Consider the following 14,278-nt stretch of genomic DNA (forward strand, 5'->3'; position numbering starts at 1 on the left):
AGTCAAGAACAATGTTCTCTATCGAATCCACCGTTCTCTGAACGGTTAGTTGTTCTCTATACTTCGGGTATGTCCGCCCCGTCGTTGCGCGCCCGCGTCCGCTCCGAGATGACCGAGGAGATCAAGGCGGCCGCGCGCAGGCGACTGGCGGTGGATGGCGCGAATCTGTCCCTGCGGGGTGTCGCGCGCGACTTGGGCATCGTCGCCTCCGCGCTCTACCGGTACTTCCCGAGCCGCGACGAACTGCTGACGGCTTTGATCACGGAGGCGTACGGAGCGCTCGCCGCCACCGCCGAAGCCGCCGATGCGAAGCCGCCCGCCACCGACCTCCGCGGCCGGTGGCTTTCGGTGTGCTCCTCCGTGCGGGACTGGGCGCTGGCACATCCGGCCGAGTACGGCCTCCTCTACGGCAGTCCGGTACCCGGCTACAACGCACCCGACGACACCGTGGCGCCCGCGGCCGCCGTCGTTTTCCGGCTCGTCGCCATCGCGCAGGCCGGCTCGACAGAGCTGACGACGCCGCCGCTTCCGACTCCACTACCCGCGCCGGTCCGCGCCGACCTGCGCCACCTGATCGAGCAGCAAGCCTCCGACCTGCCCGAGGAGGTGCTCGACCGAGTTTTCCTCGCCTGGACCCACCTGTTCGGCCTGCTCAATTTCGAAATCTTCGGCCGCCTCGACAGCACCATCGAAGCCCGTGCCGACTACTTCGCCCACCACATGAACCTGATGGCGGATCTGGTGGGCCTGCCGTAGCCGGTCCGGCTCGGCAGCGGCGTGTCTCCGTCCGGTTCGAGCGACCATTCGCCGCTCGGCGCTACGGTGACAGCACCGAGATACGCCGCGTTCCATTCGACGACCGAACATCACTCATCGTGGAGGAACATTGCCGAGCTCGTTCACTCGAAGGGGATTTCTGACCAGCGCGGCCACCTCGGCAACGGCCGCGGCCGCAGTCTCGGCCGGGGCCGCACCGGGCAAAGCGCGAGCGGATATCGATCCGGACAAGCCGAACATCCTCGTGATCATCGTGGACGAGATGCGCACACCGATGTGGTTTCCCGATCAGGGGATATTGGATCGCGTGCTGCCGAATATCGCCCGGATCCGCGAGGGCGGTGTGTCGTTCGACAACCACTACACCGCGGCGAACGACTGCACACCGGCCCGCGGTTGCCTGCTCACCGGCCTCTACTCGCAGCAGACGGGCGTCATGGTCGTGTCGGGGTCGACGCTGACGCCGCTGTTCCCGACGTGGGGGTCGATGCTGCGCGAGCACGGGTACGACACCACCTACTGGGGCAAGTGGCATCTCGGTAGCTACCCGGATCGCACGCCGGGCGCGCTCGAGGCGTACGGCTTTCACGGCGGTACCTATCCCTCGCCCAATGGCGCGCCGGGCCAAGGGCTGCAAGCGGATCCGAAGATCGTCGACCAATTCGTCGATTGGTTCCACAATGATTCCGGCGGCGCACCCTGGTGCACCACCGTGTCGCTGGTCAACCCGCACGACATCCAGTGGTGGCCACGCTGGACCCGCCGCGACCAATTCAACGCCGACATCCCGCGCTGGATGAACGACCTGCCGCCCAATTTCGAATCACTGGAGCAACTGTCGAAGAAGCCACGGCTGCAGATGGCATTGGTCGAGGTCTCGGCCGTGGCATTCGGGCCGGCGCCCTATGGAACGCCGGAAGCCATGCACGCCTGGATCGACATGCGCAACCTCTATCTCTGGGCCCAGCAGCAGGTCGATATCCAGATCGGGCGCGTGCTCGACACCCTGAACTCCCGCCCGGAGGTCGCGGCCAACACCGTCATCGTCTTCACCTCCGACCACGGCGATTACGCCGGTTCGCACGGCTTGCACGGCAAAGGCGGCGCCGCCTACGACGAGGCGATCCGGGTTCCGCTCTACGTCCACGATCCGCGCGGCTATCTCAGCCCGGTCGCGGGTACGAGCTCCAGGACCCAGCTCACCTCCAGCGTCGATTTCACGCCATTGCTGCTCACCATCGCCACCGGCGGAAACGGCTGGCGCGGCGACGGACGCTACGAACACCTCAGCGGGCGACTCGACCTCGCCGCGCTCTGCCGTAACCCGGGCGGCGCGGGCCGTCCCTGGGTCGCGCACACCACCGACGAGGACTCGATCGAAGAAGCCGCGATCCTGTTCAACCAGAACGCGCCGGGCCACGTGGCCATGGTGCGGACCGCCGACGCGAAATTTGCGTCCTACTCCCACTGGGTGCGCGGCCAGATCCAGATCGATGCCGCGCAAGAGCAGGAATTCGAACTCTACGACTACAGCACCGACGGCGGCCGGCTCGAGCTCGACAACCAGGCCGCGACCGGAAACCCGTTGCGCGGGGAGATGGCAGCGCTGCTCGACAACGTCATCCGGAACGAGATCCAGCAGCCGCTGCCGCCGTATCTGCGGGCCGCCCAAGAGGAAGGTATCGGCGACTACATTTCAGCGCAGACGAACGTCCTCATCCAAGCCGAGCGGATCGGCAAAGCCCTGCTGGATCTCGTGCCCCCGTCCTAGACGGCGCCCTCGAATCCACCTGGGTGGGGTCGCGCGGTCGAGCAGGAGTCGCCGCTCGGTCACGCCTCTTCGAGTGCTTCGCCGATTTCGTGGGCGACACGATCGTGCTGATTCTGCACCAGCCAATGACCGGCCCCGAGGGCCAGCGCGACCGGCCATTCGATGATTTCCGCCGCGGCCAGCGCGCCGAGTGCGCCGTAGTATGCCAACTGCTCGGGCCGAGGGATGCGGACCCGGCCGACCACCGGCAGCTCCACCGCGAAACCCTGCGCAGCCAGCACCCGATCGACGGCGTTCCTGTGGCTGGTAGCCGACTTTTCGGCCATTTGTTGCCTCCCGGTCATGGTGCATTCGCGAATTCGACGCCTGACGTCCGCACGGTGTCTGGCGTGATCAAAACTGGTGTAGGCGCCGCCTCGGAACCGTTGACGGATGCGCTGACGCAGGTGCTGACCGTGCCGTTGCGCGAGGTGTACGCGGTGCTGTGGCGCTTGGGCGTCATCGAGATCGTCGACTGATCATCCCGTTGCTGCCGGCCCGCGGTGAACAGACGCGGGGCGATGGCGGCGACCGCGGTCGCGACGGCGGCCGTCGACAGCGCCTGACACCAGCCGACCGGTCCCAGCGGCGTGCTGCCGAGCAGTTGGCTCACTCCCGGCGTGCTGATCAACGCGCCGAGTACCACCAATGAGCCGGCCGCGGTGGCGACAACCAGCGGGCTGCGCGAGTCGATGAGCGTCTGTCCCAGCTGCGTCGCGACCAACGCCACCAGTGCCACTGTCGACGCGCGGCGCCGCCGGCCCGTCAACCTCGCCATCACCCACGCGGCCATCGCGGCGGAGGCGGTCGTCGCACCACGCACCGCTACTGTCCGCCACAACGCGGCCCGGTCCGGCCCCCGGCCGGAATAACGCAGCTCCGCACTCGGCGGGCTGACCGCAAGGGCCGCGGCCGGCAGCGCATCGGTGAGGATGTTGACCAGTAGCAATTGGCGGGTGTTCAGCGGCGCCCGGCCGGTGAGCGCGGTGCCGGCGATCGCAAAAGCCACCTCGCCCGCGTTGCCGCCGAGCAGCACGGCCACGGCTGCCTGCACCCGCCGCCACAGTTGGCGGCCTTCGTCGAGGGCGTCCAGCAGCGAACGGATCCGCCCGTCGAGCAGCATGACATCCGCCGCGGTGCGGGCCGGATCGCTCCCGCGCGCGGCCACGCCGATGCCGACGGTGGCGGTGCGGATGGCTGCCGCGTCGTTGGAGCCGTCGCCGACCATGGCGCACACGTGACCCAGCCGCTGAATCGTCTCGACGATCTGCACCTTGTGCTCGGGTGACATCCGGGCGAACACCCTGCGGCTCTGCACCGCCTGCTCCTGTTCACGCCGGGACAGCGCCTCCCATTCGGGCCCGCTGATCACCTGATCCTCATCGAGGGGCAAGCCGACCGCGGCGGCGATCGCGGTGGCCGTCACAGGGTGGTCACCGGTGATCAGCCGCACCCCGATGCCACGGTCGGCCAACTCGGCAAGCACCTCGGTCGCGTCCGCGCGCGGCGTGTCCGATATGCCGAGCAACCCGGCGAACCGCAGTCCGTCGCGACACAATTCGGCGAAGGCATCGGCGTTGTCGCATACCGATTGCGCCTGCGACGCGGAGAGCTGCCGTGTGGCGACGGCAATCACCCGCAGCCCGTCGGCGGCCATCTTGCGCACCTGCCGCTGTACCTCCTCGTCGGCGTCCGCGCACGCCGCGAGCACCACCTCCGGCGCCCCCTTGATCGACAACTGTTCGCCGTGCAGGGAGGCCGAGAACGGGCGACCCGACCGGAACGGCATATGCGCCGCCGACGCGCCGCGGTCGAGGTGTCGCCCGGCCTCGGCGACCGCGCGGTCGGTTGCGTGTTCGTGCGGCACGCCGTTGGCGAGCGGTGCGGCCCGGACGGCGTGGCTGAGCACATCGTCGTCGGACAACCCGGTCGCGGCGTGCACCCTGGTCACCCGGAGCCGGTTCTCGCTGAGCGTCCCGGTCTTGTCGAAGCACACCACGTCGACGCGGCCGAGCGCCTCGACCGAACGCGGACTCCGCACCAGCGCGCCCGCGCGGGTCAGCCGCCGCGCCGACGCCTGCTGAGCCAGCGTCGCGACCAGCGGCAAACCCTCCGGAACGGCGGCCACACTGACGGCCACACCACTGCTGACGGCCTGCCGCAGACCGGTGCGCCGCAGCAGCCCGAGCGCGGTGACCACTCCCCCACCGGCAAGACTGAACGGCCACACCTTCTTCGTCAGCTCTTTGAGCTGGGTCTGCAGGCCGGCGGCCGAGCCGTCGGTGTGCGGGGTCGCGGTGGCACGGCGCGCCTGGGTCTGCGCACCGACCTCCGTGACGATCGCGACCGCGGTGCCCGTGACCACCGTCGTGGTGGCGAACAGCAGGCAAGCCCGCTCGCCGACCGGCGCGGCCGGTGTGGCGTCGACCTGCTTGGGCACCGGCAGCGACTCCCCCGTCAAGGACGACTCGTCGGCTTCCACGTCGAGCGCGTGGGTGAGCCGCGCGTCAGCGGGCACCACTTCACCGGGCCGTACCTCGATGACGTCACCGGGGCGCAGGTCGGCGGCATCGACCGTCTCGTATCGATCGGCGCCGACCAGCCTGCGGGCCGGTGGGTCCTGCGCGGCCAGTAGTCGCCGCAGCAGTCGTTCGGCCCGGATCCGCTGGGTCGCCGCCAGGGCCGCGTTCCCGGCGAGCACCGACCCGACCAGGATCGCGTCGACAGGCGAGCCCAGCACCGCGCTGGCCGCCGATCCCACCGCCAGCACCGGGATCAACGGGTCGGACAGCTCGTCGCGCATCGCGCCGCCGAAATCCCACACCGCCCGGCGCAGCGGATCGATGACCGAGCGCGCGGGGCGAGCGGCAGATGCCAGCCGCGAGCGGTTGCGCGCGGGGGCAGCCTGCGACGGTTGCAGCACCCGGCGCACCTGTTCGACGGACATGGCGTGCCACTCGCGCACGCTCATGGCAGGCGGCGGCGCCACCCTGAGCGCTCCGCTGGCGAGCCGGTATCCGGTCCATGCGCCGGCGGCGGCCCCGGCGGTGACCGGAACCAAGCCACGGGCCCGCACCCCGGGAATCATCAGCAGCGTACCCAAAAGGGAAGCGCCGGTGGCGATTTCGACACCGCGTTCACTGGCCTGACGGGCCGCGGGCAGGGCGTGCACGATCCGCCACACGCTGTCCAGGTCATCGACGAGCACGTCGGCGTGCCACGGCGGCGGCCCGCCCGAGGCAACACCGATCGCGACGTCGGCGTCGGCCAGTGCCTGCGGCGCGGAACTCGACACCATCGCGACCGTGCGGCCCTCCCGCTGCAACCGGTGCACCGTACGGGCGAGCGCTTCGTCGAGGGAACCGTTCACCGGATCGAGGTCGTCGAACGACGAGCGCAGGTCGTCGAGCGTATCGACGTCGATCGACACCACCTCGGCGCCGCTGCGGCGCACTTCACCGAGCACCGCCGACGCCAGTGGATGATGCGCGTTCCGCACCAGCACCGCGCTGCCGCTGCCATTGCCGGACACCGACCGTGCCACGGGCTGCCATCCGGGTCGCAATGCGCCGCAGTCCAGCTGGTCCTGTGCCCACTGCCATACCGCTGCTCGCTCGTGCTCGGGCACGTCGCGGATGCGTGCGACCCGCAGTTCGTCGCAGCACAATGCCCGAGGGTCGACTACCACGGCATCGACCCGGTCGAGGCGCCGGAACACCTGGGGCCGCAAGGGCAGTACGCCGTGCCGCTCGGCCAGGCCGCGGGCGAGTATCGCGGCGAACGACTCCCGGCTGGTGCGGGCGGCTTTGGGCGCGGCGACCATGACGGCGGTAGCGGCGGCGTCGAGGTCGGCGGTGAGAATGCCGATCGCCGGTGCGGCCGCCGCCTGCGCCTGTCCGCTGCGGTCCCTGTGGCGCTCGATCGGTCCCGGCGGCAGCGGCCTCGGCCGGTCCCCGGGCCGGACACGGTCGGTACACGTCGCGTGCGGCGCGAGCCCGGGCTCACGGCGTTGCCAGATGGTGGCCGCGGCGCGGGTCTCGGCGGCCTTCGCGAGATGGATGAACAAGTCCACGCCCAGTGCCGCCGGCATTTGGGTGACGGTGTACCCCGCGGCCGTGGCCAGCGCGATCGCGGTATCCGCGGCATTGGCGCCGAGGCGCTCTTCGACGGCGCGACGCAGCCGCGGCTGGTAGTCGACGAGCGCGACAACAGCGTTGATGCCTGCCGGTAGCCGTCGCAAACCGATCACCCGGCCGGCCAGCGCGACACACAGGCCGACGGTGTCCACCGCCGCCGAGACCATGCTGCCGGTCAGTACGATGCCGTCGTCGGGCAGGTCGACCGGCGAACGACCGGAATCGGGCTGCCGATTTTCGGCCGCGGTCACCACTTCGCACAGCTCGTCGACGCTTGCCGTTTCGTCCACTTCGACGATGACACGCGACAGCGGGTAGTTGAGGGCCGCCGAGATCACACCCCGATGCGCGCGCAGAGCGGCGAGTACCGCGGAGCCCACGTCGTCGGGCTCGTGCTCGGAGAGGCCTCGGACTTCGATCCAGCAGCGGCCGTCGCCGCGCCACCGGCGCCGGGCCGGCTTACCGCCGAGCAGTTCCGACGCGGCCTCGGTGATCGCCTCGATCACGCGACCGGCGGGCATCGTGCGCACCGGCGAGGTCGCGAGATCCACGCCCGCCGCGGTGACGGCCGCAGCGGACCGCACGCCCGCGTCGAGGGCGCGCAGGGGCAATGACGCGGAGGTCCGTACCAGTCGGCTCAGGTCCACCGTCGACGGCTAACCTTTGCTCGGGGAGCGTCGCGATGGTGCCGCGCTCTTGCGCGCCGGGGTCACGCCTTCGTCGCCTTTGCGGGCCGTTCGGCCGCTTTCCGAGTGCGGCTCGAGCTGTCTGGGACGACCGGAAGCGGCGGGCGTCGGTTGCTTGCTCGACCGCTGATTGAGCTGGCGGATCACCAGGGCTGTGCCTCCGACACCCAGCAGCACAGGCCAGTCCACCAGACCCGCGGCACCGATCGCCGCCAATGTCAGCGCGGCCGCCGGTGTCGAGTGGCTGCCTCGGCTCAGCCCGCTCTTCACGCCGGAGGCGGCGCCCTGCAAGCCGCCGATCACACCGTTGACGGCGGCACCGCCCACGGCCCCCGCCGCAGCCGCCGTCGCGTCGGCTGTCCGGGTGATCACGTCCACCGCACCTTCGGAAATGTTCATTTTCACTCCGTCGTGTTCACCGTGCAGACACTAACGAGCAAACGGGAGTTTACCCCGGAGACAGAGTTGTGTCCCTGAAGCGCCGAGAAGTACCCGCCAGCGTGCCCGACTTCCTCTCCGGCACGGCTACGTGGGACGCACCACGCAGAACCCAGATATGTCGCTCCATGATCACGACTCTGAACTGCCGCTGGATGGAGTGGTTTCCGATCCGCCGCCCGACGGTGTCGATCCGGTTGGCCAATTTCTGGCAATCGCCCAGGCTCGAGCGCCGGATGGTCGCGATACCTCGTCGCCGACGACGACCCGGATCCACGTGCCCCGGTGTCGTGTCCGTGCCCATGCCGTACACGACTCGACCGGATATCCGCAGCGACACGGCCAGCGCTTCGGTGCAGTCGGCTCCGGATTTCGTGGCGCGCAGCCTTTTCCCTCGAATGCCGGTAGCCGCGGAGCGACATGAGTCGAGTGGTCAGGTCGAGCTGCACTGTGCCCAGAATCCATCCCGTGTGGCCCAGCCGCTCAGCCTGGTGCTGCCGGTACCAGTGTTATCGGGCTCCTGTTACCGGTGCCCGGCAGACCGCAAGCTCGGAGCATGACACAGACCATCTCGCCGGGTGCGGCGGCGACGCGCGCCGCCGCACCGCCCGCCGCGCTCGGAGCGCGGCGCCCGCTGGCCATCCTCACGGTCATCCTCACCGGCCAGTTCATGGCCGTGCTCGACGCTTCCATCGTCAACGTGGCGATTCCCTCGATTCGCGGCTCGTTGCACACCAGCGGCTCGGCTCTGCAGCTGATCGTCGCCGGTTACGTCATCGCCTACGCCGTCCTGCTGGTCACCGGCGCGCGGCTCGGCGATCGGTTCACCCAGCGCCGCACGTTCATCGCGGGACTGGCGGCGTTCACGCTGGCCTCACTGGCCTGCGGGCTGGCATGGAACGAGACATCGTTGATCGTCTTCCGGTTCGCGCAGGGCGTCGGCGCGGCGGCGATGGTTCCGCAGATCATGACGCTCATCCAGCGCGTCTTCACCGGTGATGCCCGGGCGAGGGCGCTCAGTGTGTACTCGGCGATCATCTCCGGCGGCATGGTCGCCGGACAGGTGCTCGGCGGGGTCATCGTCAACGCCGACCTGTTCGGCAGCAGCTGGCGCGGTGTGTTCCTGGTGAACGTGCCGATCGGCGTGGTACTGCTCGCCGTGGCGCCGCGTGTTCTGCCGTCGGCGACCCAGCGCGTCGAGCGCAAGCTCGACCTACCCGGGTTGGCGACGCTCACCGTTTCGGTGCTGCTGCTGGTGCTTCCGCTGGTGCTCGGCCGGGAGCTGGATTGGCCGCTGTGGTCGTGGATCTCGCTGGCCGCCAGCGTTATCGGACTCGCACTGTTCGTGACCATCGAGCGGCTGGTCGCGGCGCGTGGCGGCGAACCACTCTTCGCCCGGCCGGTCCTCGCGGCTCCGGGCCTGGTGCTCACCGCGGTCACGTTGTTCGTGATCATGGCGACCTTCGGCGGCTGGATGTTCGTCATGGCGATCCACCTGCAGAGCACTCTCGGCTATAGCGCGCTGCATGCGGGCCTGCTGTTCGTCCCGCTCGGCGTGACCTTCGCGGTGGCCAGCCTGAACTGGGAGCGGATCCCGCACCGGTTCCACACCACCATGATTCCGCTCGGACTGGTGCTCGGGGCGGCAAGCATGGTCGCGCTCGGCGCGCTGCTGCGCGACGGAGCCGATGTCGGCGTGATCGCGCTAGTGCTGCTCGGCCTCTGCGGCCTCGGCAACGGTCTGGCGTTCAGTCCGCTCATGACGCGCACGCTGGCCAAGGTCCCGATGACCCTCGCGGCCGATGCGAGCGGCATCCTGGTGACCACCGTGCAGCTCGGCATCGTGGTCGGCATCGCCACCTTCGGGTCGCTGTTCCTCGGCCGCACGGGCAGCACGGTGTCGAGCGCGGCGCACGCGTTGGGCGTCACGGCGATCGCCGAGGGCGGCACGGTCCTGCTCGCCGCGGCATTCGCGGCCCGCGCGGCGCGGTAACCGCACAGCGGCGTGCGCCGGAGACCTGCACGGCTCCCGCACACGCCGCTGTTCGACAACCTTCGAATCATCGCGACGCAAACCATCGCGCCCGACTGCCACCGCCCGCGATGCTCGGAAGGGGTGCGCCGGCGGCGGCCCGGGTCACCCCGAGCCCGGGCCGCCACAATCGCTGCGCCGTGATCGATCGCGGTACGAAAGAAGGTGTCGGATGGGCGTTTTCGCGCTCGGCGTAGAACTCGACGGCGAGGGTTTTCATCCCGAGGCGTGGCGGCATGCCGCGCACGCGCCGGATCGTCTGCTCACCGCCGACACCGTGCGCAGACGGGTGGCCGCCGCCGAGAACGCCGGGTTCACCCTCGCCACGTTCGCCGACTCGATTCTGCCGGGGGAGCTGCCGGGACGGATGGACGCGGTGACCCGGGCGTCATTCGTCGCCGCGACGACCAGCACGATCGGGCTGGTGCCCACGGTCGCGACCACCTACGCCGAGCCGTTCCACACGGCCTCGCAGGTCGCCTCGCTCGATTACGCGTCGCGCGGACGGGCCGGATGGATCGCCGAACGCGTCGACGACCCGCGCGCGGCCGCGACCTGGGGCCGCCCTCCGGTGCTCGCGGACGCCGATCTGGCGAGGGAGCAACGGGACTCGATCGAGGTTGCGCGCCGCCTGTGGGACTCCTGGGAGGACGACGCCGTAATCCGCGACTATTCCAGCGGCCGCTTCCTCGACCGGAACAAGCTGCATTACATCGACTTCCAGGGCGAGAGCTTCGCGGTGAAGGGTCCTGCGATCGTGCCACGCCCACCGCAGGGCCAGCCGGTGGTGTTCGGCACCGAGGGTGAGGTCGACGTTCGGCTCGTCGCGGCCGGTTCCGTCGCCGCCGTGATCGAGGCGGGTGCCCGAGCGCGTTCGGTGGGTGCTCCGCTGGTCTTCGCCGAGCTCGACGTCACCCTCGACACGCTCGCCGTGAGCGCCGCGGAGCGGTTCTCCTCGGCGTCCGATTCCGTTGGCAGACTAGCCTTCTCCGGCTCCGCGCAGGAGCTGGTCGGCCTGCTCACCGAACTCAGTGCCCATCTCGACGGCGTCCGGTTGCACCCCGCGGTGCTCGACGAGGACCTGCCCGTGCTCGCGCGCGAGGTCCTGCCCGTCCTGCTGCGGACCGGCATCGCGCACCGACCGATCCCCGGTTCGACGTTGCGCGCCAACCTCGGCCTGGCCCGTCCCGTCAACCGCTACGCCACCACACGCTGATCACCAGGAGCCCCTTCCCGTGACCGACTTCCCGCGCCCGGACGCCCAGGTCCATTTCGGCGTCTTCTTCCAGGGCGTGAACCACACCACGATCTGGTCCGACCCGTCCAGCGGCTCGCAGATCGATTTCGAGACCTTCCGCAAGCTCGCGCAGACCGCCGAGCGCGGACTGTTCGACGCGTTCTTCCTCGGCGAAGGACTGCGCCTGCGCGAACAAGACGGCGCCATCCTGGAACTCGACATCGCGGGCCGCCCCGACGCCATCACCCAACTGGCCGCGCTGGCGGGGATCACCCGCCACATCGGCCTGGTCGCCACCCAGAACACGACCTACAACGAGCCCGCCGACCTGGCGCGCAAGCTCAGCGGGCTCGACCTGCTGTCCGGCGGTCGCGCGGGCTGGAACGCGGTCACCACGGACAACGCCTGGACCGGCGCCAACTTCCGGCGTGGCGGCTACCTGGACCACGCGTCGCGCTACGAACGCGCCGCCGAGTTCGTCGCAACAGTGCGTGCGATCTGGGACGCCTGGGAAGACGGCGCGATCGCGACCTCGCAGCAGGGCCCATCCTGGGCGCGCGCCGACGCCATCCACCCGGTCGAGCGCGCCGGCGACCACATCCAGGTGGCGATCACCCCCACGCTGCCGCGCAGCGCCCAAGGACATCCGGTGATCTTCCAGGCCGGTGACTCACCGACCGGCCGCGATTTCGCCGCGGCCCACGCCGACGTCATCTTCTCCAGGCACGGAACACATTTCGACGACGCGCTCACCTTCGCCAACGACATCCGGGCACGCCTGCGTGCGGCCGGACGCCCGGAGGACGACATCAAAATCCTGCCCGGAACTCAGATCATCCTCGCGGAGAAGGAATCCGACGTCGAGGAGAAGGTGCGCTGGGTGAAGAACGGCCAGTACACCGGCCGGACCGCGCTGTCGCTGGCCGGCCAGATCTGGGGCCGCGACCTGTCCGGACTCGACCCGGACGGCCCACTCCCCCCCGGACGACCCACAGCCGCGCCCGATTTCGGAGACCAGAGGCGCGCCCCGCTCCGGACAGGACCCGCTGGCCATCGCCCGCGAATGGCGAGCCAGAGCCGAAGCCGAGAACCTCTCGCTGCGGGAAGTCGTCATCGCGACGACCGAACGCTCCGGCTTCGCAGGCACCCCCGCCCAGGTCGCCGACGAACTCGCCCGCTGGGTCCGGCACGGCGCCACCGACGGCTTCAACATCTCCCCCTACCTGGTCCCCGGCGGACTCGACGAGATCGTGGACTGGCTGGTCCCCGAGCTCCAGGAGCGCGGGGTGTACCGCACCGAATACACCGGCACCACGCTGCGCGAGCACCTCGGGTTGCGGGAGCCGCTGACCCGGCGGTCCTGACACGCGGCCGCCGCCCCAAGACGACGCCGCTGGCTCATCGTCACTCGGACAACGGATTCGATCGCCGACGTGGCTCTGATCGCGGACCCGTGCAGCTGTTGCCGTCCCCGCCACAGCGCCCGTCCGACGGCAGATCCCATCTGGTCAATACATGGCTAGCCATGTATTATCATGGCAGCCATGTAACCGATGGGAGCACAGGCAATGGGTTCGGAGACGCAACTCCCACTCGACCGACACACCTCGTTGGGATACGTGGTCAACCACCTCGCCCGACTCATGGAGCAGGCGTTGCGCGCCCGGATCGCCCAGTACGGCGTGGTGCCCGGTCAATTCGCCCAACTGCTCGCGCTGTACGAGGAGGACGACACAACGCAAAACGAGCTGTGCGAGAAAGTGCGGATCGATCAGTCGACCATGGCGCACACTCTCAAACGCATGGAGCGGGACGAGTTGATCCGCCGGACCGCCGACCCGGTCGATCGGCGGCGGACCCGAATCACGCTGACACAGCGTGCCCGCGACCTGGAGGCCGGGCTGGTATCGGCAGCGGCCGAAGTGAACGCGGCAGCCACCCATGGCCTGTCCGATACACAGATCACGGCCTTCCTGCGCACCCTCTCCCTGATGATCGACAACTTCGAGAGCGGCCGCGCCAGCGACGGCTGACACCCAACGAAAGGCGATTCGCCATGGTCAGGCGCCTCCATCCGATTGCGGGCACGGTCGGACTGATAACAATTCTGACGTTCTGGATCTCGACCGTCGCCACGGAGATTTCCGGCTCCAGGCACGCCATCACGGTTGTCAAACAAGTGATCCCCTGGTGCCTGCCGGTGCTCGTGGTCGCCCTGGCCCTCGCCGGGGCGAGCGGAGTGCGGACCGCCGGCGGGTCGAACGCACCGACCATCGCGGCGAAAAGAGGGCGGATGCCCTTCATCGCGGCGAATGGTCTGCTCATCCTCATCCCCTGCGCTATCAGCCTCGATATTCTTGCCTCACACGCCGACTTCGGCGTTGCCTTCTACTGCGTTCAGACACTCGAACTCATCGCCGGAGCCGTCAATATCACCCTGATGTCGCTCAATATCCGGGACGGCCTTCGCCTCACCGGTCGGTGGGGCGCAGCACGACAGAATCTCGTCCAGTCCCCGGCTGACACCACCGCGTCGTGACGCGGCCGGGCGATCCAGGCAGACCTCGAACGCGGCGGCACGATCTGGGTCGTCGGACAGGGACCGGGGCCGCCGCCCAGACGGACGACGGCCCCGGCCTTCATGACTGCCTCAGAGAACGGATTCGATCGCCGCGATCAACTCCGGCGCCTCAGGCGTAACGGTCGGGCGGAAGCGGCCCGCTACCTTCCCGTCGCGGTCGATGAGGAACTTCTCGAAGTTCCACTGGATGTCGCCGGTGTTGCCGTCGGCGTCGGCGGATTCCACCAAGGTTTGGTAGAGGGCGTGCCGGTTTTCGCCGTTGACGTCCGTCTTCTCCAGAAGGGGGAAGTCGACGCCGTAGGTGGTGGAACAGAACTGCTGGATCTCCTCCGCGGTGCCCGGCTCCTGGCCCATGAATTGGTTGCACGGTACGCCGACCACGCTGAATCCGCGGGGGCCGAAGGACTTGTGCAGCTCGACCAAGCCGGAATACTGCGGTGTGAGGCCGCATTTCGAGGCCACGTTGACCAGCAGGACGGCGTTGTCGCCGACCAGGTCGGCCAGGGTTGTCGGCTCACCGGACAGCGTACGTAGCGGAACGTCGCGAAGGCTCATTCGTATCGGACCTGCCCATTCTTGAT

9 protein-coding genes and 3 pseudogenes are annotated in these 14,278 nt (G+C 69.3%); 8 read left to right on the forward strand and 4 right to left on the reverse strand.

Annotated features, from left to right (window positions below; genetic code table 11):
- Positions 1–69 precede the first annotated feature (69 nt).
- Together ACWPXK_RS25765 and ACWPXK_RS25770 are read left to right on the forward strand one after the other, a co-directional pair.
- Positions 70–756, forward strand: coding sequence for a TetR/AcrR family transcriptional regulator (locus tag ACWPXK_RS25765; RefSeq protein ID WP_454198741.1), 687 nt, complete (start codon positions 70–72; stop codon positions 754–756).
- A 130-nt stretch (positions 757–886) separates the two neighbouring features.
- Positions 887–2,548 carry a sulfatase-like hydrolase/transferase gene (locus tag ACWPXK_RS25770; RefSeq protein WP_454198742.1) on the forward strand — a complete coding sequence of 554 codons (1,662 nt, stop codon included), beginning with the start codon at positions 887–889 and terminating at the stop codon, positions 2,546–2,548.
- Between the two features lie 59 nt (positions 2,549–2,607).
- On the opposite strand, the gene ACWPXK_RS25775 is transcribed toward ACWPXK_RS25770, so the two are convergent.
- Positions 2,608–2,874, reverse strand: a complete 267-nt coding sequence (locus ACWPXK_RS25775; RefSeq protein ID WP_454198743.1) for a hypothetical protein — start codon at positions 2,872–2,874, stop codon at positions 2,608–2,610.
- On the opposite strand from ACWPXK_RS25775, the pseudogene ACWPXK_RS25780 reads away from it, so the two are divergent.
- Positions 2,758–3,018 (forward strand): annotated as a pseudogene (locus ACWPXK_RS25780) (hypothetical protein); the annotation flags it as partial. The gene ACWPXK_RS25775 and the pseudogene ACWPXK_RS25780 sit on opposite strands and share 117 nt — an antisense overlap.
- Here the strand turns inward: ACWPXK_RS25780 and ACWPXK_RS25785 are convergent.
- Positions 2,910–7,364: pseudogene (locus tag ACWPXK_RS25785) on the reverse strand (HAD-IC family P-type ATPase); the annotation flags it as partial. The pseudogenes ACWPXK_RS25780 and ACWPXK_RS25785 sit on opposite strands and share 109 nt — an antisense overlap.
- A 15-nt stretch (positions 7,365–7,379) precedes the next feature.
- The gene (locus tag ACWPXK_RS25790; protein ID WP_454198744.1) at positions 7,380–7,808 is read right to left on the reverse strand and encodes a hypothetical protein; all 429 of its coding nucleotides are present in this window, start codon (positions 7,806–7,808) and stop codon (positions 7,380–7,382) included.
- Positions 7,809–8,403: 595 nt separating this feature from the next.
- Between ACWPXK_RS25790 and ACWPXK_RS25795 the strand changes: the two genes are divergently transcribed.
- From ACWPXK_RS25795 to ACWPXK_RS25815, 5 genes and pseudogenes are all read left to right on the forward strand, one after another.
- Positions 8,404–9,840 carry an MFS transporter gene (locus ACWPXK_RS25795; RefSeq protein WP_454198745.1) on the forward strand — a complete coding sequence of 479 codons (1,437 nt, stop codon included), beginning with the start codon at positions 8,404–8,406 and terminating at the stop codon, positions 9,838–9,840.
- Positions 9,841–10,051: 211 nt separating this feature from the next.
- Positions 10,052–11,095, forward strand: a complete 1,044-nt coding sequence (locus ACWPXK_RS25800; RefSeq protein WP_454198746.1) for an LLM class flavin-dependent oxidoreductase — start codon at positions 10,052–10,054, stop codon at positions 11,093–11,095.
- Between the two features lie 19 nt (positions 11,096–11,114).
- A pseudogene (locus ACWPXK_RS25805) lies at positions 11,115–12,480 on the forward strand (NtaA/DmoA family FMN-dependent monooxygenase).
- A 291-nt stretch (positions 12,481–12,771) separates the two neighbouring features.
- Positions 12,772–13,149: a MarR family winged helix-turn-helix transcriptional regulator gene (locus ACWPXK_RS25810; protein WP_454198747.1), complete on the forward strand. Its 378-nt coding sequence runs from the start codon at positions 12,772–12,774 to the stop codon at positions 13,147–13,149.
- A 23-nt stretch (positions 13,150–13,172) separates the two neighbouring features.
- Positions 13,173–13,655, forward strand: a complete 483-nt coding sequence (locus ACWPXK_RS25815) for a hypothetical protein (protein WP_454198748.1) — start codon at positions 13,173–13,175, stop codon at positions 13,653–13,655.
- A gap of 111 nt (positions 13,656–13,766) precedes the next feature.
- Here the strand turns inward: ACWPXK_RS25815 and ACWPXK_RS25820 are convergent, their stop codons facing one another.
- Positions 13,767–14,252, reverse strand: a complete 486-nt coding sequence (locus tag ACWPXK_RS25820; protein WP_454198749.1) for a glutathione peroxidase — start codon at positions 14,250–14,252, stop codon at positions 13,767–13,769.
- Between the last annotated feature and the right edge of the window lie 26 nt (positions 14,253–14,278).

Source organism: Nocardia sp. Marseille-Q1738, assembly GCF_965283145.1.